Genomic DNA, 20,990 nt, shown 5'->3' with positions numbered 1-20,990 from the left:
AAATCACTTCTATCTTCAAAGTAGTACGAGCCTGCATTTGACAGCGTAAATGCCCAGCGATGCCCTTGCCGCTGCGCCCATTGCACCGTAGCGTTGAGATCTGCTTGAAGGTGAATAATCGGTCCCTGCCCGCCTTTGTACGCCAGCTCATCACTGTCTGCTCGATGAATCACATACAGCATGATTGAACGAGGGCAAAAGTAAAAAGGTACACATTGCCCAACGTACAAATCAGGATGACTATCCAGTGTCAGTTCTGTCAAACGGCGATGCTTGATCGTATTCATACCAATCGTAGTCCCCGCTGCTTGTTGTGCGATGATCTGGGCATCACATAAAAGCCCGTTCGAACCGAGAATAGAAGCTAATCGATCTACGTGGACAATATGAAAAATTTTAGGCTGTACTGGTACGGGCATTTATCATCCTTTTTATTGGAACCAATTAAGCACTCTTGAGCTCTGCACTTGGGTTTACCATTACTTGACCATTCATTAGCATTGGCAGGAGCCAATCTCTCAAGCTTTCTAACTCGGCATTCTCTTTAAGTCTTTTTTGCTTTTGTTCTTGTAAAGGAGAAACAAACTGGAAAAACTTTTCAGCTAAATCTGTAGGCGGCATCACTACTTTGTAATTGCTGACGAATGAATCGAATAAAAGATTCTTAATACCACTAGTTTTCCCTTCCCAACCAAACAAAACACCATTTTCATACAGGCTTTTCCACTGGTATGCGAAATTATAGAAATAGCTCTTATCTATAAGGTCTATCGCTTTGCAGAAGTTAGAACAGATAAGAGGATGGTTAAATCTATCTAAAACATGCTCTGTAATAAATGCCATTCGCCCGGTAGATTGGGTAGGGCTACCACCTGAGATTTCGATAACAAAGTCAAATGGAGCAAGAAGCTTGTGATCATTCTTTTTAAGAATAAATCGGTTAGGCGTATCGACATTTCCTTGACCATTTATGCCGTTAATATCTGCGCCTCTTATGCAATCAACCTGAAGAGTGTAGTTACCTTGCTTGCTTTCTTTTCCCCAGTCACCAGTTTTATCTGAACGAATCCAATCAGATACTGAATTAACACTCCACCCCTGTGGTATTTCTCGCTTCAACACAGAGTTGTAAACCATCTTACCGCCACAAGCTTTATAGGGTTTACCATTCACATCGGGGAAATCAAACTGCACGAACCAGTATTCATAAAGCGTTTTCGCCATAGCTTCGAGTTCAGAGTTAATACGGTTGTTGAGTTCTATTTTTTTATCGATCGCTTGCAAAATAGCAACCGCAGATCTTTGCTCCTCGAGTGAGGGGAGCTTCACTGGAAATTCGCGAATTTGTTTTAAACTGATGTGCGGTACTACCGAGCCAGTAGTTATTCTCTTTATGTAACTTGTGAACCAAGGGCTTCCAATAATATACTTTAGATACCCTGTGTCCAAAACATCACTACCACGTAATCTTGCCGTTCGCTGAACTAGCAATGCTGGCAAATCACTCTTGAGTATTTGGCTGTATTTTAATCCGGCACCAATCCATGGGCGATCCATTGCAAGCACAACATCGCCTTCCTTAAGCTGATATTCTTCAAAATCTTTTAGTTGTTCAAAAGGCCATTTCTTAGCATCCCCCCAATCCATTGTTCCTTGGGCAATATTGTCTCCGCGTAAAAGCTTAATGTCCTCTAAACCTTCAGAATAGAATTCACTTTTAAATGGATAGCCAGTAAAAACCTCAGCAACCTTACCTAGGGTGGTTTCACTCCAATTATTCATACTTCAACCCTGCTAATTGCTTTTTAATTTCCACTTCCAAATCACGAGACTGACTAAACAAGCCCCCCAGATTGGTAGCAAAACCTTGCATTTTTTCCGCAAACTGCTCCGGAGTAATATCAACATACTCAATCTTGACTTCGAAGTACTGTCCAGCACTGAGGCTGTAATTTTTCGCAGTGATCTCGTCATAGCTAACAGCAACGGAGAAATCTTCTTCTGTCCACTTATTGTTAAATACATCAATGATTTGCTGTTCTTCTTCCGCAGAAAGAAGTGTTTTCTGATTTTTCCCTTCTTTGACCTTTTGACCAAGGTTTGAAGCGTCAACTAGTACCACTTTGTCTTTGTTACTGTCGTCAATAAACAGAATAGAGACGTTGGTACCTGTGGTCGCGAAGATATTGGATGGCATAGAGACAATACCCGCCAGCATCTTGTTATCAACCAAGTATTGTCGGATCTTTTTATCAATGCCAGATTGAGCGGTAATAAACCCTGTCGGCAGTACAACCGCTGCTTTACCACCTGGTTTTAATGAGTAAATAATGTGCTGCAAGAACAATTGGTAGATTTCCATCTTGTCCTTTGCCTTGGCTTTAATTTTAGGAATACCAGCAAAGAAGCGTTCTTTGTTTTCTTTACTGTCCAACTCATTGCGAAAATCACTGAAATCCAGTTTAAATGGTGGGTTAGAAACGATGTAATCAAACTTGCGAAGCTCGCCATTTTCCTTATGGTGCGGATGACGAAGAGTATCACCTTCAATCACGTTAGGGATTGAATGCACCAAGTTGTTCAAAATCAGGTTCAAACGCAGTAGGTTTGATGATTTCTTCGAAATATCCTGGGTGTAGATGCTACAACGCGTTTCACCGATGGCATGGGCGACATTCATAAGCAGGGTGCCAGAGCCCGCTGATGGGTCATAACAGCTTACATTGCGTACGGTGCCTTGCTGGTCTTCAGGCACCAAAATTGCGGCCATAATGCGTGCTACCGCATGAGGGGTGTAGTACTCAGCGTATTTACCACCAGAGTTACTGTTGTAGTCTTTGATCAGGTATTCAAAGATGGTGGCGTAGAAATCAAACTTCTGGTTGAAGATACGCTCAAAGCTGAACTCAATCAGTTTGTTGATGACTGCTTTACAGAAAGCATCACGCTTGGAAACGGTCACGTTCTCACTGATGCGGGTAAACAGTTGTACTTTTTCGCCTGTGTCTGTCATTACCGCAAACACATCGTTATTGGTGATGGCGATGTCCATCAAGGTATCATCAAACAGCTGAGCAAACCCCGGCTTGTCCTGTTGGTTGAACAAGTGACTGATGAAATGATGTGGTTTGAGACGAGCAGTGTCGCCGCCCATCTGGATCTGGAGCATCTCTAGATCTTCTTCACTCATTTCGACCAGCGCTTCTTCCCATTTGACTGCGCTGGCGATTTTCTCGTCAATTTTCTTGGCTTCATAGGCGAACTTGTCATTCAGGAACTTGTATAAAAATACCTGAGTGATGATTTCAAACTCCCCCGTGCTATTACCTAAGCCATTGGTTGCACAGATACTCTTCAAGCTATCTATAAGGGCTTTTGTTTTTTCTCTAAATTCGAGTTCGACCATGGTTTGTATACTGCCTTAGTTGGTGTTCTTACCAGGATTGGCTACCTGTATTAAATTCTTTCAAATATTCTGCTACGACAAGGTGGTTTACATAACGTACCGCTTCCGCATTCAAGGGAATGCTCTGTTGTTTAATAAAGCGGTTATGGACCTTTGGTAGCAGATGCCGTGCAAAATAGCTTTCGTTATCGAGAACGGACGTGTTGTCGAGTACCTGGCTATCGGCGTCTTCTTTGACTCCGAGTAGGGCCTCAAAAATCTTTCTTTCAGAATCAGTAATGTCGTGTTGCTGCTGTTGACGTTCATACAAACGCTTGTGCAAGCGTGCATACTTGGTATCGCCCAAGTACTTTTGACGTAATTGGTTATTTTGACGATTGAGCTCTTTCACGCGCTGGTGGATTTTATTCAGTGCATCAATATTGGCAACCATTTCATCTTGAGTAACTTCGCTAAGGTTCTTTTTCTTAAACAATCGCTCTAGTTCATCTTTCAGGTTAATGAATTTCGGGTCTTGTTGGTCAAAGTTACTTGCCAATGCTTCGCGTGTTTGGCGCAGTGTATTTTTCAGTTTGTCAGCTAGTACAAGTTCTTCTTCGCCAATTTTTGTGAATGTAAAAATCACATCTTCTAAAGCTCTATTGAGCAGATTACCAATGTCCACGCCATCTTGTATTGAAATCGCAAGATTAAGCATATCTAGTCTATCACTGGCAACTCGAAACAACACATTGAGCTTGGTGAAATCCAGCTCATCAAGAAAGTCGTACTCACCTTGCAGGCGAATAAGGTTGTACAGGCTTCGTGCATCAGCGAGGGCATTTTTAAGCGCTAAGACAGCTTCTCTATCTTCTATCTGGCTGATTTGGTCACAGAAGGTTTCCATATTGTCGATATCAAAGCGAAACAACACATCTTTAATGTGTTCTATCTCTTGTTTGATCTCTTCCTGTGATTTGAATAGCTTAGAGTAGCTTTCGATTTCGTCGCCCAGCTCTGACTGTAACTCGTCAAAGTAAGCTTTGTTAGTCGCGTCAAACTCTTTGCGGATGTCTGCGAAATCAACCACATAACCATATCGAAAGTCTTTATACGTTCGGTTTACACGGGTCAGTGCTTGCAACAAGTTGTGCTTGCGGATCACGCGACCAAGATAGAGTTTCTTCAAGCGTTTAGCATCAAATCCCGTAAGTAGCATATTGTAAACAAACAGCAGATCGATCTTTCCAGCTTTGAAATCTTCTACCCAGTCCTTGCGCTCCTGCTTTGTTCCCACATCATGCAATATCAAAGCTGCATTTTTCACTTTATGCGCTTGCTTAACAGGCTCCAATTGTGCAGCTGCCGTGTAACTTGAACCAGGCTCCGCAACCTGCAACGCACTGCCCTGTATAAAAGCAGATTCAAGTACCAGCTCCGAACTGTAATCAGTAGAGAGAGACTTTGAAGCGTATACTGCGTTAAATAGCTCAAACATCTTCTTAGCTTGGTCTGAACTGTCACAGATAATCATTCCGCCGATTGTTGCGTCATTCAAAGTGCCACGGCTTTTTTCAAAGTCGGTGACGATGTAGTCCAGCATGGGCTCAACAAAGCTTGCATGCGCATAAATCTCTTTACGGTCAACATCTCCCATCTTCACTTCGGCTTCTTCAAGCGCTTGTTGAAGCGTTATTTTGTAGTTGGTTGCAATCTCCTCGCGGATCAAGCGCAAAGTATAACCATCTGCAATTGAGGCGTTGTAGTAGTACTTATGAATGTAGTCACCGAAAAGAACTCGGGAATTGTAGTCTTCCCCGAGTAAAGGCGTACCCGTCAAACCAATCTTGATTGCATTGGTGTCAGACTGAGTTAAGTTAGCTAAAAAACTGCCTTTAGGGTTATAGCTACGGTGAACCTCGTCTAGAAAATACACACGTTGGATGGTGACGTTGTAGTCTTGAGTAGAGATAACATCAGGATCATCTTTAAACTTCTGGATGTTGACAACCGTGATCTCTGCTTTGCCTGAGTGATTATGGATCACTTGGGTCGCTTTAATATCACGGGTGAACTCTTCGCGTGAATTGATAGTATGTACAATCAAACCGCGAGCAGTGAATTCGCGTTGTGCTTGTTGTAGCAAGTCTAATCTATCTACGATGAAATAGAACTTAGGGATAATCTCATGCTTTTGAAAGTAATCCGTTAAGAAGCCAACGTTATAATAGGTTAACGCCGTTTTACCGCTTCCTTGGGTATGCCAAATGATGCCTTTACGAACACCTTCATTGAGTTTTCTTTCAATCGCTTTGGTCGCAAACATTTGTGGGTAGCGCATGATGTGCTTTTGCAAACCGTCACTTTCTGATACGTAAGTTAACGCATAGCGCAGTACAAACGATAAACGCTCTTTACTAAGCAAAGATGTGCAAATGCGGTTGGTTGGGCGACTAGGCTCTTTATTACTCAAAAACTCAGGATTACAGCGAATAACCTCTAGGTTGTTATCCTTGAGTACTGCAAGCTCTTGATCATCAGTTAACTGCTTTAGAAGTGCAGTCAGATCTAACTCTTCTTCTTCACGGAAGTAGTTAAATACAGGCTTGTGATATGAACTACTAGCATAAAAGGCACCTTGCACTGGCTCAGGATCACCATCGACATAATCCATGTTATTGGAAAAGATCATGAACTGAGTGATGTTAGCAAAGCGTTTAAATTTAGGATTTTGAAAGCGTTTATTAATGCGTTCTCTTTCCGCAATAATCCCATCGCGATTATTGGGCTTTTTCACCTCAATAAACACCAACGGCATGCCATTGATTAACAAGGTGATATCCGGACGAAACTCATCATCGCCGTTTTTGCATTTTAGCTCAGTAACGACATGAAAGCTGTTATTGGAAAAGTTCTCAAAGTCGATCAGCTTATTACCTGAACGTTCTTTCAACTTATTGAAAAAGGCTCGGCCTAAATCTTCGTTTTCCAGAGTGAGCTTTACCTCTTCAAACAAACTACCCACATCTTCTGATTTTAATTCTGGGTTAATGCGACTTATCGCTGTTGAAAATAGCTCAGGGAAGATGTTGCTCTCTTTGTCCCAGTTAGCCCCCTTCAAAGATAGGTAGTCATACCCCAAACGCATAAGGTGCAGGATCGTCGGTATTTTTACTCGTGAATCTTCAGTAAAGCTCATAATCAGTCCTTCGTTATTGTTCTTATTGATCATTTCCTGGTGACTGCTCTAGAAGCTCACCAACTTGACAGTTAAATAGCACGCACAACTTATCGATGGCTTCTAGGTCCACTTTTTGCGCTGTTTCTTTATACAGAAGTGTCACAGTATTTCGGCTCAAACCGGTTTCACGAATGACATCTGAAATTTTCAGTTTTCTCTCCCCCATCATGCGGGCAAGGTGGCACTTGATCATGTCTTCCTATCCATAGTGGCGAGACTTTTTGGTGATGCCGCATTCTATCAAAATTTCTCCTTTAAGCTGAAAAATTTAACTTCAAATTGAATTTTGAGTCTCAAAACAAAATTATGATATATGATGGCATAGCTGGTGGCGGATTACCCAGCCACCAAACTATGTGTTATTAAAAGTAACTATGCTCTGCGTTATAGCCTTTAAACTCACGTGCGTGATGGGCTATACGCTGTGCAATCCAATCTTGAACTTCACTTTCCACCCAGGCAACAGCTCTATCTCCTAAGCTCACACTTTGCGGGAACGAGCCTTCATTCATTTTTCGATAAACAGCTGAGCGGCTAAGTGCGGTTTGGTCCATAACTTCTTTTAGGCGAATTAGTCTCATGATGAGTTCCTCTGTGTCTTCATTCATGAGAAGAGGTCAATACGTATTTTTTAATCCAAGATGTTTCATAGCGTTCCATAGTGACGGGCGTTTGTTTACACCACTGCGTTATGAAGACTATCTTGAAGCACTGTAATCATCTTCCTTTCTACCCCTGCCCCCAGTACGCAAATCATGCTAGGAAAGGGCGCGGTATTCTGCGCTTCCCCTGCCTGCAAAAACTTTAATCGTCCCTTGATGAATCTTACCTCCCCTTTAGATAAATAATGATGGAACGCCTGTGTATCTGTCCTTGCAGGAACAAGCATAACTACTGTTGCTCCGGTGAGTGATGCTTCATACGCTTTACGAGCAAATTCCCTTAGTTTCGAGTAAGGAGGATTACAGTAAACAACATGGCTTCCCCAGTTTTTAGCTAAGGCATCATCTTGTTCTGTAAAGTAGTTAGAACATAAAGCAGTGGATGGCTCTGCGGCTGCGTCCAAGGTGAAATGAAACTCATCATTGAGCTGACGAAAAATCTCTGCTGGTGTTTGCCAACGGTCTTGTTGTTTCTCTCCTGTTCTAGCACTGGAGTACATCACATCAATATTATTACCTACCGAATCCCCCAGCTTTCGTTGAAATGTAGCTAAGCAAGGGCAACTATCTTCTAGCAATGCTTCAGGCAGTCTTGCTAACCCGCTCAACAAATAGAAGTGCCCTTTGATATGGTGTTGATACTCCGCACTTTCCTTGCCAACCAGAATGGGATGAAGTGTTGGGAATAAACACTGCTTTGATGCGAACTCAATATTTGTCTCTAGTGATTTGGCATAAGCTCGTACGATGGCTTGCTGGAATGCGGTGATGAAATAGCTGTATGCCTCGCAAGACAGCTTATCACTAGTATCGATGAGCAAATTCACACTAATCTGATACTGACCTTCTGAACGGTCATCTGGTCGCCAAATCACGTGAATGCCCTTTGTCACTATCTGCTTCCATAAATCATGCAACTCATCTTGAGGTGTGCTCATTTTAGTTAAGTGGTTAAAGACATAGCCAAACCATTCATCTACAAAGCTCACGCGGCAACCATCAAAATTTGCGGGCATCTTTAATCGAATAGGCACTAACATCATTCGTTCAAACTGCTTATCTGCTTGAGTAAAAACAGAATGAAGCAAGTGCAACGCTTCACTAACTAAAGGTCCTCGCGCGACATTGACTTGGTAAGTTTTAAATACATCTTCTTGATGTAGCTCTGAGTGCTCTGAGCGATAAATAACTTGTTGTGGTGAATTCATGATGGGTCTCCCTTGTTAATGATTCATATAGGGAGAGCTAGGTGTAATTTTTTCCCAAACAGTCTCAATGCATCCCAGGACTACAAGCCCTCGATTCGATTCAAAACAATTTCAAACACACATTACAAACGTGCATACCTAGGTTAATCATCAAAGGAGAATCGATATGCACAAAGTTAACGCGCACAAATACAAAAAGGGGTCAGTCCTATCCGATCACCAAATTTTAGAAAAGGCGGCAGAGATCATCGCTAACAAATACCTAAGAGGTGACACCTTCTGTAACCCGCAAGCCGCCCAAGATTTCTTGAAATACAAACTAGCGAATAATGAACGTGAAGTGTTTGCAGTCTTACTTCTCGATAACCAACACCGTTTAATTGAATACCAAGAACTTTTCTTTGGCACGATTGATTCAGCCAATATCTATCCTCGTGAAGTCGTCAAAGTATGCATACAAGCTAACGCCTCTGCGGTGATTTTTGCCCACAATCATCCGTCTGGGGTTGCGGAACCTTCGCAAGCGGATAGACGCATTACAGAACGATTGAAAGACGCCCTAGCGCTAATTGATGTGCGCACTCTCGATCACATAGTGGTTGGAGAGGATTGTGTTTCTTTTGCGGAGAGGGGCTGGATATGAATAAGCAGAACAAACAAAACATTGCGTCATCTTTTAGATTAGCGTTACTCCACCAACTAATGGATGCACTGTTAAATCAATATGACATCCCAAGCAATACACGTCGCCTGGCTTTGAATTTGAAGGTAAATCAATTCTATAAGGAACGAAGCGGTATTCAGCCAGTTGAGATACAACTTGAGCGCCTTGCCCCTCACAAGCCTTGGGAGGTCCGTTTTGTCGCATCATTTGACTACCCGACCTCTAAAGCCAAGCACCTTGATGTATCACTTTACTTCAACTTCAAATACCTCTGGTTCTATCAACCAGACATCGAGCGTTGTGAGCTTTGCCGTCCCGAAGTGCAATCATTATTTCTAAGCTGGCTCAAAGCTTTTAATGATCACCTTAGAAAATCCAAATTCGATACTCAAACCCTTACTGTCATTAGCTTATTTTCATAATGCTAAGCCCATAAACACCAGGGCACCCCACCAAAACTGTTTCTATTTTCAAGGAAAAAACCATGACTACTCAAACTTTAACTGCGACAAATTTCAATTCATGTTCATTACCAATCTCTAGCAAATTCCATCAGTTGCTAGCCAAGCATATCAATATGCTCTGTGAACACGATAAGCTGTCTATCACTATCAACTTTCGAGACACTAGTTACAGTGCTGAAGAAGGAGGCTTTCACCCTGTTGAGGTGAGATTGCAAAAACAAGCTAGTCAGCAATGGGACATTCTTTACATCACTGACTTTGCCTACTTTGGAAATGTGTACCCTGAACTCGGACGAAGCGTTGACTTTGATATTGCCAATCAAATGGCATTTTTTACTGGTATCGGTTGGCAAGAGATCGACTCTTATGGCGTGAATGATTTTTACGAGCTGTGGGAAAGCAATTTCCTTACTTATGTCGAAATGGATGCGTTTGATGAGATAAAAGTAACCAACAACTGACGCACACTACAAACCTCATCACATTTTCATATTCTCTACTCTGAGAAAAATCGCATGTGGCAAGTATTGCCGCATCGCTTGATACGTTCACTGCACTTCCAATATTAAGCCAGCAATGAATGATGCTATCCACCAGCAAACCGACAACTCATGAGCAAATGCTTTTTGCATTTGAGTTATATCATCGCATCCCAAGAGGGAGAAAGGTGACAGCTCAAGATCTAAAACTTGAGCTAGAAAATGCAGGCATAAGGCGAGATATTCGAACTATTCAACGTAATTTGGATGTCGTGGTGCAATACCTTGGCGTTGACAAAGATACGAGTAGTAAGCCGTATGGTTATTCCAAACGGTTTACAAGTTATCTAGGCTTTAATGCTAGCGAAATGGTATTGCTCGCTCTAGCTGAGAAAACGCTCCTATCAAGCTTTTCAAAGCAAACAAGCCCTGCCATTCAAAGAGCGTTTCAGATGTTACGAGAGCAATCGCCTGTCACGCTCAAGTTTAAATCAGAAACTCAGCTTCAAGAGAAGGTCGCGGTTCTTCAATCGCCTAAAAGCATCAGGGACTTCAGCTTAAACGTGCTGGACTCATTGAGCTATGCCTTATGTTACCAGTACAACGTCAACCTTTCGCTTACCAGCAAGAAGCAGACTTTTAAGGTTAAACCTCTCGGCATCCTACAACTTGCCGATGAGCTTGTGCTCGTCGCTGAACATCAAGAAGGAGGAATTAATACTCATAAGCTAAGCGATATTCAAAGCTTGGAAGTCTCCACTTTCCAATTCGAGTATCCTAAAAACTTCAACCTTTCCAGTTATATCCCGGACCTCACGACAAGCAAAATTAAGGAGTCACCAACTTCTTACCACGCTTAATTGTCAGCTCAAAACCCGATCTTAATCCACACAAAACTGATAGCCACTCTATCAGGGCAAGACCTGGTTTGAGCAAGGTTTGCAACTCACGTCTTACCGCTTTTATCTGTGGTAGACGCAATCTTGTTGGCGATGACTAAGCTGGTCATCGCCTTACTTTCATCAATGGAAATGACATACAGCACCATTGATAAACAAATTGTTTATTAAAAAAGGAAAGCAGTAATGAAAAATTATACAAAAACAACATTAGCAGTCGCTATGACTTTGGCGATAGCTGCCTGTGGTGGTGGCTCAGGAAGCAATGATAATTCAGCTACGAGCGCAACCATGAAAGGTAAAGCAATAGATGGCTACATCAGCGGCGCTACGGTATTTCTCGACTATAACTTCAACAGCAAATTAGACGCGAACGAACCAAGAACTGTGACGGGTGAATCTGGCGATTTCTCATTATCGCTCGAAGATAAATATGCTCAGTGTATCGACTATGTTCCTGTTGTCGTCGATGTCCCTGTAGGAGCTGTAGATGAGGATTTAGGGACTGTCACCGATGCGTATCAAATGGTGATCCCTCCTCGCGAAATAATTCCAAGCGATGGCGATATTGCTAATGTAACTCCACTGACTACGGTTCTATGGAACTCAATTCAAACAGAATTGGCACAAGGCAATATGGGGGAAATAAGTTGTGCATCTATTCGTGATAATGCCAATACACGTACTGCGATCCAGTCTCGACTACAGCAGCAAGAATGGCGTTTAGCTAATCGCTATAGTGTAACCGCAGAAGAGTTGTACTCAGACTTTATTGCATCCGGAAATACAAGCCTACACCAAACAGCAATGGCTCTCGTTCCTGCCATGCAGAAATCGTATGAGGCTACCCGCGAGATAGCAGAGAGTAATCCCAATGCCGATGTCGCCTACGTTGAATACTATCATGGTCATTACAACCCTGAGACTCAAACCTACGATGACAAATGGTACAAGAAATCCTACCTATCAATGGCTCCAGGTCAATGGACAACCAAAGTTGTCGAAATGCACGAAGATTTAGAGCGTGAAGTGAAGGACATCTACCTTGGGGACATGATGACCGTTCAGCGTGAAGGCTTCGAATTCGAGTACACCAAAGAGTTCGAAGAAGGACGCTGCTCTGTTGTAGAGTATGCACAACAAACGGCAAATCCCGGTTACGGTTTACGTAATTCAAGTTCAGCCACGGGTTACAACAACTTAATCCAGTGTGAAACCATGGATGTAGAAGCCACTCTTCAAGGTCGCACCATTATGGTTAAGAAAACCATTGATAGTCATACCTCCGAGCGTGGCGAATTTGTTTATCACGGGACCAACTTAACTGGTTTTGACCACTTGGTTAACATGCGTGATACCCTACCTACAATCGCAGCAACTGATTTTGATGCGTTCAACTATATCTCCCCTGATTACAGTGATGTTGTCGATCATGGTGCCGATGTAGCCATGCGTAGCGAAACTTATCGCAATGCCCCGATTAACGTTTATATCACGCGCGATGTCAAAACAGACAAGTACGCCAAGAACGAACTAAACGATAACGGTATATCAAAAGATTACTGCTCTGTTGATGGTATAAACTGGACTGAAACAGCTGACTTCAACAACTGTTTCTAAGCGTTGAACTTACAGCAAAGCAGACGTCATCACCTATAGGGAGCTTCACGCTCCCTTTTCAACCTACTGAGTAACATGGTTGAAAACAATCAGAAAAAGAAAGGCTGCACTTTCTTTTTTTTGTCCTAGGGATTAAAAATTGACGAACTAAACCACTTAAGCAATCAGCTCTAGTATCAGCATGTGGTTGGCATAAAGCTGAGATTTCAGGTAACTAGATTCCAAACCTATATTATTAATATAAAAAGCTTTATTGCTGAAAGGTTTCATCGAAACGTCAAATGAAGTAGTTCAGTACAACACACCTAAAGCTCTCGGTTCTTTTAGCTTTCGCATATCCTTCACAATTTCCATATCAAGCTCTTGACGCTATCGGCTATCACTGGCTTTCTGTCTGTAGAACTATCACACAGAGAGAACACTATGTCCTACGACATCGATACTGAACGGCTTCAAAACGAATACGAAAAACAACTAGAAAAGCAAGCTGAGGTTTTAGCCAAAGAGAAAAACATATCATTTCAAGATGCGTTACAGCACGTTCTAGACGCTCAGAAACATGACGAGTCTACTGGTAAATTTGACGATACCAATATACCTCAATAATCGCATAGAGAGGGGATCCCCCCTCTCTTCAATCAGTTAATACTGCAACCAAAATTACGACCACCATTCCCAAATTGCTTGGTATCAGCCTTTGCCAAGTAACTCATCCAATAAAAGATATCCTCAAATGTATCGTATTCGGAACCATTGAAGTGCGGCACAACTTCACCAGTAATATCATTCACATTGAGCTTTCTCGCACCCTGTCCAAAATGGACCAAACCACGGGCATTAGAAATACCTATCGCACTCCCCCACGCACTGACTAGCATCTGTGAAAGGTGACCTTGGGCATTCGCACCAAAGTCCCCAAGCTGCCAGTATGCGTCCGCATTCATCAAGAAATAGACATGGTAGTGGACATTCAATGACGAGCTAATCTCGCGACACCACACATATCGAATGCTGGTGGAATGAACACGCTTACCTTCTCTCAGCCTACGGCATTGATCGGCGCTTACTTTCGCTTTGAACGATTTGATAAACCGTGAGATAGCATCATTTGGAAACATCCCCCCCGCTTGGGGAAACTTCAATACTACCTGGAACACAAAGGTTCTTGAATGCTGATTGCAGGCATTTTTCAGCACAGAGTGAATCCCATTCAAATAGGATTCAATCATTGGATAGTTGCTGTTTACTGGCAGACCAAGATAATGGTCTGGTTGGTAGATATCACAGTACATTTTGTAACTCCTAGTTGGTTTATTCCAAACTAGAAGTCAACGCTGTAATTTTTGATTTGATGCTTTGGCATCATGTCCGAAGAGTAATAAAAATACTTATATATATTACTAATACCGACACTCAGAAACCTGCGAATCAGGTAGCTTGGTGATCGATTGCCCGGCAATAGATAGCCTTTTTTCAGACTGAGAGCTCGCTAGTTATTTCTTTGATATCATTTTTTCATCTGCGTCAATTTAAAATCAGATACTTACAACCAAACCCACAGAAATTAAATTACCTAAAAACCTAATAAAAACAACGTTAAACACCTCTCAAAAAACACCGCAAACCCTCTTTAAAATACTACTTAGTTACCATTATCTCAAAGCGACATATGACCGACCAACAGGCTACCCTAAAAACAAGAAGCAGAAGGCTCTGCGATTTCTACCGCAGTTACATTGTTAGTAAAGTTTCTAACCAAGATATGGTCCCATCACCAGCAGAGCGCGTCGATGACTACTGGCGTTCGTTAGAAAAATTTATTTACCATGGGGCAGGAAACGAGGTTAATTTCACCAGCTATGTTAACGAACTCAAAGATGCAGGAAACAAAGCGATTGTTCCCGATGACGAAATTGAATGGATAAGGAAAGCGAACCATAGGCTAGCCTACTGGTTGTGGTTTAACTTCAGACTAACCCATTTAGTTGATGTGGGCTGGGCGAATGAGCACACACTACCTATCGATTTGAGTAGAGACAGTGCGGAGTTTATTTATACATCTCTCGACCTAAAACTTACACCACGAACACACGATGATCGTATCACCGCAATTATTGGGTTCCTCGACAGTATTCCAATCACTTTGGACCAAAAAAGAGCCGTTTTGAAATTTCTGGATGATAAATCCAACAGAATTTTTCACACGAATTTTAGGTGGATAAAGGAAGATAACGAGCAACAATGTCAGTGGGTTTGGAGTTACGTAAAATCAACTCAAGATAAGTTACCACACTTTCTAGCGTCACCCATTACAGCAAAAGAGCTGAGCGATGCCTCTATAGCCGTGTTTGATATCTGGCAAGCTAGTGACGCTGAAAAAGAACTTTTCATCTACAAAATGAAAAAAGCCTGGGGCCAGAAGAAACACCGCAAAAAAATGGAAGGCCAGAATAAGAAAGGTTACAGCTTCACTATGAGCGAAGACATTAAAAGCGACCTAGACAGACTCTGCGAATATTCAGGGCAGAACAAAAACCAAATCGTTGAACAACTGATAAAAGAGAAAATAGCTGCTATCGAAGGAACCATTTGATGGCTGCAATAGCCAAAGGGCGTCATACTACTAAGCATATTTCTGCCTATAGCGTCATCGATTCAGATCAGAAACGGTAAAGATTAGCAAGTGGAGTAAATGGCTTTCCATTGCCTATTTCAACGCATGCAGAATACACTTAATTAATGCGTCCAATTTTGGATTTTATTAATTTAAAAACAACAACTTAACTTAAACACACAAAATCACTTACATCTAAATACTCTAGATTTGATGTATCGCTATATTGCACGACTATACTTTAAACGTGTCGTTCAATGTAGATAGGTGATGACTATGGCTAAAGATAATGCTTCAGCCCTTGAAACTGGTTTGTTCGATGAGCTGAGATCTGGCGTAAACTCTCTCATCGATAAGATGGAAAGCGAGCAATCAAAAATAAACAAAGCGATGTTTGAAGCACTGGATATGAATCAACGCTCAGTCTTTCTCAAGTCTCTTAAAGAGCAGGGAGTTAAGGCTAAGAGAATGGAGAAAATAACTGGTAAAGAGCAATCGACGATCAGTCGTACGTTGAATCGAAAATAGTCTCTAATAAATATTTTTAGGAACCATCTTAGGAACCAGCAAGAAAATCCAATCCATATAAATCTATAATTTTCAACAAATTAAGAATCAAATTCAACTTACGCCAGCCCACCAAACGTTTGGAAAAGGCGGTAAATCACTGATTTACCGCCTTTTTTATGTTTTTAATCTAACTTTTTGACTGTTTGGTACTAAAACTAGGTACTAAAACATGCGCGGTCTAAAAATATCAAAAACTGGTAACTGGTTATTCAGATATCAAATTCCTCTACGCCACCGACACCTTTTCAACGACAAATACGAAATCAAGCGCTCTCTTCGTACATCCGACAAACAAGTTGCATTAGTTAAAGCATTACAACTAGAGCTAGAAATCCGTATTTCGATACAGAACAGCACACCTCTATCTACACCTAAAACAGAATCTCATATACCTGAGAGACCTGCATCACCTGCATTTCTAATTCCGAAAGCAAAAACAACATCACGAGACCCTTTCAAGTGTCTCGAAAAGTACAGAGATTCCAAACAAGACCTCGTTAACCCAAAAACAATTGATATGGCTTATGCGAAGTGTCATATCGTGCTGACACTACTCAGAGCTAAAAGCATAAAAGATATCCGTCGACTTCAGGCGGAAGAGGCACGTACCTTACTGAGCCAATATCCGGTCAACGCAACCAAACATAAGCAATTTAGTGGGATGAAAGGTCAGCAGCTAATAGAAGCTAATAAAAAACATAAACTCCCTACCCTAAGCACTGAGAGCGTCAAAGATTACATACAAAAATGCTCGTCGTTTTTTGAGTGGTGTTTGCAGATGGAAATGACGGACATCAACCCATTTAAGGGAATGAGATTCAAAAAGACTCGCAAGGACAGCGAAGCCAAGAACGCATATAGCCATGCTGACCTTCAAAAGCTGTTTAGCACTGATATTCACACCCAGAAGAAATATAAGCACCCTCATTATTATTGGTTGCCACTACTAGGCTTATACACTGGCGCACGTTTAAACGAACTCTGTCAGCTCTACCGCCAAGATATATGTAACAAAGAGGGTATATGGGTCATTAAGATTGACGATAAGCTTGAGGGACAACGGCTCAAAAACAACAGTAGCCGCAGGTTAATCCCGATTCATGACAAGCTGTTAGAGCTCGGCTTTATTGACTTCATCAACAGCGTACAGCATGAACGTATCTTCCCTACCCTTAAACAAGAGCGTGATGGTTTTGGTACGGCAGCTTCAAAATGGTTTGGGCGTTTTAAAAGCAAGCTAGGTTTTACTCGCGGTCATGATTTTCATTCATTCCGTCATACAGTAGCAACACAACTGAAAAATGCAGATGTGTCCTCTTTACTCGCTAGTGAAATCTTAGGACATGCTCAAAATAACATTACTTATGATAGATATGGCAAAGGCATTTGCATCAAGAACCTAAAGTTAACAATAGATAAGATAGAATTGAACGTGAGCTTAACCTGATTAATTTCTAACTATTTCAATGCTCTTCTTGTACAAATATTATGCTATAAATCATTATAAATAAACGCAATCAATGTCATAATCATCAAGTTTCATTATTTGGATGATTTATATGAATTGCAGTGATTTATTTTATAGTAGCCAAACAACACTTGGCACTCTACACAGCCGAACTAAGCTTTCTAAAAGCATATTGAGTAAAGGTATAGCAAAAAAAGATGCGCTAATTGATTATCTGCGTGCGGAGCTTGAAGATTCGTTCGGTTGCTCTGTTAAGTTTTGGCTACAAGGATCATATAAAAGCTTCACTTTAATTGCGCCTGTAAGTAGTCAGTCAACTTACGATATAGATATTGGCATATACCTTATTTCAGAACTAGAGACTCCAGACGTAGACGCTAAAGATGTAAAAGAGGTCTTAAAAGAAACTTTATCGTACTATTGCCAAATCGATACCGAAGCTAAACTTCAAGATTCGAAGAACGCTTGTGAGGGGCTAACGTTTGAAAACTTTTTGACCATTGATACACCTATCTATTTTATTCGAGACATTAAGGACTCTACACCATTACTAGCCACAGATAATGGCTGGATTGATAGTGATCCTATTGCAATTCAAACTTGGCTGACCAATTTTTATTCTACTGATGCAGATCGGTCTTTAATGAAAAGAAATGTCCGCTACTTAAAAGCATGGGCTAACATAAGATGGAAACGGTCAGAGCACAAAAAGATCCCATCACTAGCTCTAAATATATTGGTCGCAAACAACTTACACATTGGAGATAACGAAATTACCTCCTTTGAGAAAACAGTCTCAAATATTTGCTCTCAGTTGAACCAGTCTTTTGAAGTTTTAAACCCTCTTAATGGACAGGATATTCTTGGTATGTCTGATGAAGCAAAAGCTTTTGCCGTTAAACAATTTGATCATCTAAATAGTGTTTATCTAAAAGTTAAACATGAGGATGAAGCAACAAAAGCACTTGAGTATTCAAACCTTTTTGAACATTACTTTCCTCAACTACCTGTTCTCACCACACAACAAGGCGGAGTATCAGTACCTGTAGTCACAAATATTCCTGAAATATATGTCGAGCGATATGATAGTTCAGGTAACTACTTGTCAGGAGAGGTTACAAACCAGATAGATGTCAGAAAAGGTGACTCGTTAACATTTAAGATTAACAACCCTCATGATTTTATTATGTCCGATGAAGTTCACTGGACCGTACGAAACGAAGGTAATCAATCAATTAGCGCTAATGATATTGGTCACAGTGAGATAACATCGATAAATGACACTTCACAACGCGGAAGTGCATATACTGGTACTCACGCTATGGAGTGTTTAGTAAAGTCGTGGGGTTCTATTACTGGATTTAATCTAGTTAAAGTCCGCGTACGGCCTGTTGCCCAGATAGTAAAAAATAAGGTCTTCAAAGGGTTCAATAAATTTGGTAAGAGGCGTTAATTATGTGGGAGTTGTTTCCGTCAAAAGTGAAGTATGGCATTTCATCCGTTGCATCAATTGCTATCTACTTCTTTTTAAATCATTTTTTTGAGATTTCATTGATACAGTCAGTGTCATACACACTGACTGCCATTACCATATTAGCTCTGTTCTTTGGTAAGTACGCTTGGAAACCTTTTTATATTGGATACTTCCAAGAGAATTTCTGTCCAAACTTTAATGGGACGTGGATATGCAAAATTCAGTCTAACTTCAATAATAAGACAGTAGTTGAATTTCCCATCACCTTTGAAGCCGATTTCTTTTCAATTAGGATGAAGGCAACTACGACTATAGGAAACACTCATTCTAACTATTGTCGTGTAATCAGAAACGCCGATGACAGTTTTCAACTAGAGTATATCTTTCAAGGAAAGAACCATTCACCGTCATCGACAGATACAGTCTACTACGAAGGCGCTGCGTCTTTGCGGGTAGAAGATATAAAATCAATGAAAATGAAAGGCGTATTTTGGACAAATCGTTGTTGGCAAAATAACTTAAACACAGCTGGTTCAATTGAGTTATACAGACAATAAGCTTTTTAACTAGATCGCTACAACCAAACAACAGTTGTTATACGATATTTATCTTCGGTTGATTTGGTAACAATATTGCTTCTAAGATCAGCTCAATCTTCTCTGTTACATGCTCGCATGTATCAGAGAAAGTGAGCCGCCAAACGGAGTGCGGCAGCTCTTGTCGTGAATACACCTAGAAACGCCTCCAGTCAGGCTTTGGTGATGCTGCTACCAAATAGAGAACAATGCTTTCCAATATTTGCTTCGCTTTAGCTTCATTATCTTCCTGTATGATTTTAGAATCCATAGGAATATCATTCCCATCTATTTGATCTGTTAACATTATTGCTGTCAAATGAATATCGACGACTAGACACAACCACTCATATTTAATTGTCTTATCATTAACATCCTGACTATTAATAAATCCAACATTTTTACAATGCTGAACAATTAATGATAATATATCTTTATAGCGGCGATCCCTATCAGATAATTCTTTAGCTGCATCTAATTTTACATCATCAATGGTTGAATTCAACCTATCTAAAAAGTTCATAACATTTATTCAGATGATAGTTATTCGGAAAGGCTAAATCAAGGGGATTGAGGATATTTCCCCAACAAGTGGATCAATAGCGAAGCAATTGTCCTATCTTGAACTCTAAAATAATGGATATGTTTGACTTTAATTTTTATAGTTAATATAACTAAAATAAAATCATGATAAAAAACTGGACGGTAATCTCTCAACCTATAAAGTATGGAAGTAAAGGGGTCGCTTGCAGAGAAAGATATATTACATCAACAAAACATCCAAATCATGCGAATACAACCGAAATATTTTCAATAATTGGGAATGAGCATACATCTAAGTATATAGCGCTTATCGGTGAGCAATATCGATTGCGCCAGCAAATGGGTCATAAAGCGGGTCGTCACCTGTCATCATATGCCATGGAATACTGCTTAACTCTGCCTAAGGGCGTTGAACTATCCAACGAACAGTGGAAGGAAATCATCGCGTACTGTTGCAAATCAATATTTCAACTTTGTGATTTAACTAATGAAGACAAGTTTTATTTTAAGAAAAGCATTAGAGCGGTTATACACCGACAAAACCAAGAAATCAAAATGGGGAGTGGTGATCATGTCCATTTAATTGTTGGGAAAGTTCTAGCGGGGAGGAACACCAGAGTATTAAAGGAACTTCAACAGAAAAAAGCAACCAAAGTATTAAAGACCGCTTTCAACATCGCCGTATTAAAACATGCTGGATTAAATTGTCGTGATTACACTCCATCCGAAATGAATAAATCAAAAAAACTTGAGACTTGGAAGTATCACTATACTAAAAACTTAGAAAATGAAAAAATGATCATTAAAATGCAAAGTCAAATAGATAAATGGTTCATTGCCCATAATGAAAATAACAGTCGACAACTAAATCGCCAGTTTAATCGTATAACTAAAACCTATTTAACGTTAAATAAGTCAAACCTACCTAACATAGTAAAAATAGAAGATAGCATTAGAACCATTGAAAAGATCTCTAATAGAAAAATAATTCACTAAATATAAACCTGCAACACCTGTATCAAGATCTTGCAGGTATTGCAGGTTGCTTTTGTTACTTAACAATACTCTGGATGAACTAGATATATTTTTCGAGGTTGTAAAACTAGCTTAATATACCCTTTATA

At 40.7% G+C, this 20,990-nt stretch carries 21 protein-coding genes; 12 read left to right on the top strand and 9 right to left on the bottom strand.

What is annotated here, in order from left to right; genetic code table 11:
- From RH85_RS11655 to RH85_RS23460, 7 genes are all read right to left on the bottom strand, one after another.
- Positions 1 to 419 (bottom strand): DUF4433 domain-containing protein (locus RH85_RS11655; protein ID WP_006712443.1); only part of this gene is annotated, 419 nt, incomplete at its 3' end.
- Positions 420 to 444: 25 nt separating this feature from the next.
- Positions 445 to 1,782, bottom strand: coding sequence for a restriction endonuclease subunit S (locus RH85_RS22330; RefSeq protein WP_006712442.1), 1,338 nt, complete (start codon positions 1,780 to 1,782; stop codon positions 445 to 447).
- On the bottom strand, positions 1,775 to 3,406 hold the full coding sequence (locus tag RH85_RS11645) for an HsdM family class I SAM-dependent methyltransferase (protein WP_006712441.1): 1,632 nt from the start codon (positions 3,404 to 3,406) through the stop codon (positions 1,775 to 1,777). Before RH85_RS11645 ends, RH85_RS22330 begins: the two co-directional genes overlap by 8 nt.
- A gap of 28 nt (positions 3,407 to 3,434) precedes the next feature.
- On the bottom strand, positions 3,435 to 6,584 hold the full coding sequence (locus tag RH85_RS11640; protein ID WP_039948985.1) for a type I restriction endonuclease subunit R: 3,150 nt from the start codon (positions 6,582 to 6,584) through the stop codon (positions 3,435 to 3,437).
- Positions 6,585 to 6,606: 22 nt separating this feature from the next.
- Positions 6,607 to 6,819 carry a helix-turn-helix domain-containing protein gene (locus tag RH85_RS11635; protein ID WP_006712439.1) on the bottom strand — a complete coding sequence of 71 codons (213 nt, stop codon included), beginning with the start codon at positions 6,817 to 6,819 and terminating at the stop codon, positions 6,607 to 6,609.
- Between the two features lie 169 nt (positions 6,820 to 6,988).
- Positions 6,989 to 7,207 carry an AlpA family transcriptional regulator gene (locus RH85_RS11630; protein WP_006712438.1) on the bottom strand — a complete coding sequence of 73 codons (219 nt, stop codon included), beginning with the start codon at positions 7,205 to 7,207 and terminating at the stop codon, positions 6,989 to 6,991.
- 95 nt (positions 7,208 to 7,302) lie between these two features.
- Positions 7,303 to 8,496, bottom strand: a complete 1,194-nt coding sequence (locus RH85_RS23460; protein WP_006712437.1) for a phage N-6-adenine-methyltransferase — start codon at positions 8,494 to 8,496, stop codon at positions 7,303 to 7,305.
- Positions 8,497 to 8,662: 166 nt separating this feature from the next.
- Here RH85_RS23460 and radC point away from each other — a divergent pair, with 166 nt between their 5' ends.
- From radC to RH85_RS11595, 6 genes are all read left to right on the top strand, one after another.
- Complete coding sequence (radC, locus tag RH85_RS11620) at positions 8,663 to 9,139, top strand: RadC family protein (RefSeq protein ID WP_006712436.1); 477 nt, start codon at positions 8,663 to 8,665, stop codon at positions 9,137 to 9,139.
- Positions 9,136 to 9,582 (top strand): DUF2787 family protein, encoded by a 447-nt coding sequence (locus tag RH85_RS11615; RefSeq protein WP_006712435.1) that lies wholly within the window; start codon positions 9,136 to 9,138, stop codon positions 9,580 to 9,582. The genes radC and RH85_RS11615 overlap by 4 nt, the downstream gene beginning before the upstream one ends.
- Positions 9,583 to 9,644: 62 nt before the next feature.
- Positions 9,645 to 10,085, top strand: coding sequence for a DUF2787 domain-containing protein (locus RH85_RS11610; protein WP_006712434.1), 441 nt, complete (start codon positions 9,645 to 9,647; stop codon positions 10,083 to 10,085).
- A gap of 206 nt (positions 10,086 to 10,291) precedes the next feature.
- On the top strand, positions 10,292 to 10,963 hold the full coding sequence (locus RH85_RS11605) for a helix-turn-helix transcriptional regulator (protein ID WP_138956472.1): 672 nt from the start codon (positions 10,292 to 10,294) through the stop codon (positions 10,961 to 10,963).
- Positions 10,964 to 11,188: 225 nt separating this feature from the next.
- Positions 11,189 to 12,622 (top strand): hypothetical protein, encoded by a 1,434-nt coding sequence (locus tag RH85_RS22065; protein ID WP_006712432.1) that lies wholly within the window; start codon positions 11,189 to 11,191, stop codon positions 12,620 to 12,622.
- Between the two features lie 423 nt (positions 12,623 to 13,045).
- Positions 13,046 to 13,228, top strand: coding sequence for a hypothetical protein (locus tag RH85_RS11595; protein WP_006712431.1), 183 nt, complete (start codon positions 13,046 to 13,048; stop codon positions 13,226 to 13,228).
- A gap of 32 nt (positions 13,229 to 13,260) precedes the next feature.
- Here RH85_RS11595 and RH85_RS11590 read toward each other — a convergent pair whose 3' ends face one another.
- Positions 13,261 to 13,914 carry an inovirus Gp2 family protein gene (locus tag RH85_RS11590; protein ID WP_006712430.1) on the bottom strand — a complete coding sequence of 218 codons (654 nt, stop codon included), beginning with the start codon at positions 13,912 to 13,914 and terminating at the stop codon, positions 13,261 to 13,263.
- Positions 13,915 to 14,291: 377 nt separating this feature from the next.
- On the opposite strand from RH85_RS11590, the gene RH85_RS11585 reads away from it, so the two are divergent.
- From RH85_RS11585 to RH85_RS11565, 5 genes are all read left to right on the top strand, one after another.
- Complete coding sequence (locus RH85_RS11585) at positions 14,292 to 15,215, top strand: hypothetical protein (protein WP_006712429.1); 924 nt, start codon at positions 14,292 to 14,294, stop codon at positions 15,213 to 15,215.
- Between the two features lie 297 nt (positions 15,216 to 15,512).
- Positions 15,513 to 15,764 carry a hypothetical protein gene (locus RH85_RS11580; protein ID WP_006712428.1) on the top strand — a complete coding sequence of 84 codons (252 nt, stop codon included), beginning with the start codon at positions 15,513 to 15,515 and terminating at the stop codon, positions 15,762 to 15,764.
- A gap of 211 nt (positions 15,765 to 15,975) precedes the next feature.
- Positions 15,976 to 17,253: a site-specific integrase gene (locus RH85_RS11575; protein WP_006712427.1), complete on the top strand. Its 1,278-nt coding sequence runs from the start codon at positions 15,976 to 15,978 to the stop codon at positions 17,251 to 17,253.
- A 112-nt stretch (positions 17,254 to 17,365) separates the two neighbouring features.
- On the top strand, positions 17,366 to 18,727 hold the full coding sequence (locus tag RH85_RS11570; protein ID WP_006712426.1) for a cyclic GMP-AMP synthase DncV-like nucleotidyltransferase: 1,362 nt from the start codon (positions 17,366 to 17,368) through the stop codon (positions 18,725 to 18,727).
- Between the two features lie 2 nt (positions 18,728 to 18,729).
- Complete coding sequence (locus tag RH85_RS11565) at positions 18,730 to 19,305, top strand: Cap15 family cyclic dinucleotide receptor domain-containing protein (RefSeq protein WP_006712425.1); 576 nt, start codon at positions 18,730 to 18,732, stop codon at positions 19,303 to 19,305.
- A 175-nt stretch (positions 19,306 to 19,480) separates the two neighbouring features.
- Here RH85_RS11565 and RH85_RS11560 read toward each other — a convergent pair whose 3' ends face one another.
- A complete protein-coding gene (locus tag RH85_RS11560; protein WP_006712424.1) occupies positions 19,481 to 19,846 on the bottom strand; it encodes a hypothetical protein in 366 nt (121 codons plus the stop codon).
- A gap of 164 nt (positions 19,847 to 20,010) precedes the next feature.
- Here RH85_RS11560 and RH85_RS11555 point away from each other — a divergent pair, with 164 nt between their 5' ends.
- Positions 20,011 to 20,862 (top strand): hypothetical protein, encoded by an 852-nt coding sequence (locus tag RH85_RS11555; RefSeq protein ID WP_006712423.1) that lies wholly within the window; start codon positions 20,011 to 20,013, stop codon positions 20,860 to 20,862.
- The last annotated feature ends 128 nt before the right edge of the window (positions 20,863 to 20,990 follow it).

This window comes from Vibrio ichthyoenteri ATCC 700023, from assembly GCF_000222605.1.
Lineage (GTDB): Bacteria > Pseudomonadota > Gammaproteobacteria > Enterobacterales > Vibrionaceae > Vibrio > Vibrio ichthyoenteri.
Note: the sequence above shows the minus strand (reverse complement) of the source record. Positions and strands in the feature narration are given on the sequence as shown.

Excerpts from the sequence above, each read along its gene's own strand:
- RH85_RS11615 (WP_006712435.1), top strand. The coding sequence starts at position 9,136 with ATGAATAAGCAGAACAAACAAAACATTGCGTCATCTTTTAGATTAGCG.
- RH85_RS23460 (WP_006712437.1), bottom strand. The coding sequence starts at position 8,496 with ATGAATTCACCACAACAAGTTATTTATCGCTCAGAGCACTCAGAGCTA.
- RH85_RS11630 (WP_006712438.1), bottom strand. The coding sequence starts at position 7,207 with ATGAGACTAATTCGCCTAAAAGAAGTTATGGACCAAACCGCACTTAGC.
- radC (WP_006712436.1), top strand. The coding sequence starts at position 8,663 with ATGCACAAAGTTAACGCGCACAAATACAAAAAGGGGTCAGTCCTATCC.
- RH85_RS11575 (WP_006712427.1), top strand. The coding sequence starts at position 15,976 with ATGCGCGGTCTAAAAATATCAAAAACTGGTAACTGGTTATTCAGATAT.
- RH85_RS11610 (WP_006712434.1), top strand. The coding sequence starts at position 9,645 with ATGACTACTCAAACTTTAACTGCGACAAATTTCAATTCATGTTCATTA.
- RH85_RS22065 (WP_006712432.1), top strand. The coding sequence starts at position 11,189 with ATGAAAAATTATACAAAAACAACATTAGCAGTCGCTATGACTTTGGCG.
- RH85_RS11640 (WP_039948985.1), bottom strand. The coding sequence starts at position 6,584 with ATGAGCTTTACTGAAGATTCACGAGTAAAAATACCGACGATCCTGCAC.
- RH85_RS11590 (WP_006712430.1), bottom strand. The coding sequence starts at position 13,914 with ATGTACTGTGATATCTACCAACCAGACCATTATCTTGGTCTGCCAGTA.
- RH85_RS11555 (WP_006712423.1), top strand. The coding sequence starts at position 20,011 with ATGATAAAAAACTGGACGGTAATCTCTCAACCTATAAAGTATGGAAGT.
- RH85_RS22330 (WP_006712442.1), bottom strand. The coding sequence starts at position 1,782 with ATGAATAATTGGAGTGAAACCACCCTAGGTAAGGTTGCTGAGGTTTTT.
- RH85_RS11595 (WP_006712431.1), top strand. The coding sequence starts at position 13,046 with ATGTCCTACGACATCGATACTGAACGGCTTCAAAACGAATACGAAAAA.
- RH85_RS11560 (WP_006712424.1), bottom strand. The coding sequence starts at position 19,846 with ATGAACTTTTTAGATAGGTTGAATTCAACCATTGATGATGTAAAATTA.
- RH85_RS11645 (WP_006712441.1), bottom strand. The coding sequence starts at position 3,406 with ATGGTCGAACTCGAATTTAGAGAAAAAACAAAAGCCCTTATAGATAGC.
- RH85_RS11585 (WP_006712429.1), top strand. The coding sequence starts at position 14,292 with ATGACCGACCAACAGGCTACCCTAAAAACAAGAAGCAGAAGGCTCTGC.
- RH85_RS11635 (WP_006712439.1), bottom strand. The coding sequence starts at position 6,819 with ATGATCAAGTGCCACCTTGCCCGCATGATGGGGGAGAGAAAACTGAAA.
- RH85_RS11580 (WP_006712428.1), top strand. The coding sequence starts at position 15,513 with ATGGCTAAAGATAATGCTTCAGCCCTTGAAACTGGTTTGTTCGATGAG.
- RH85_RS11565 (WP_006712425.1), top strand. The coding sequence starts at position 18,730 with ATGTGGGAGTTGTTTCCGTCAAAAGTGAAGTATGGCATTTCATCCGTT.
- RH85_RS11570 (WP_006712426.1), top strand. The coding sequence starts at position 17,366 with ATGAATTGCAGTGATTTATTTTATAGTAGCCAAACAACACTTGGCACT.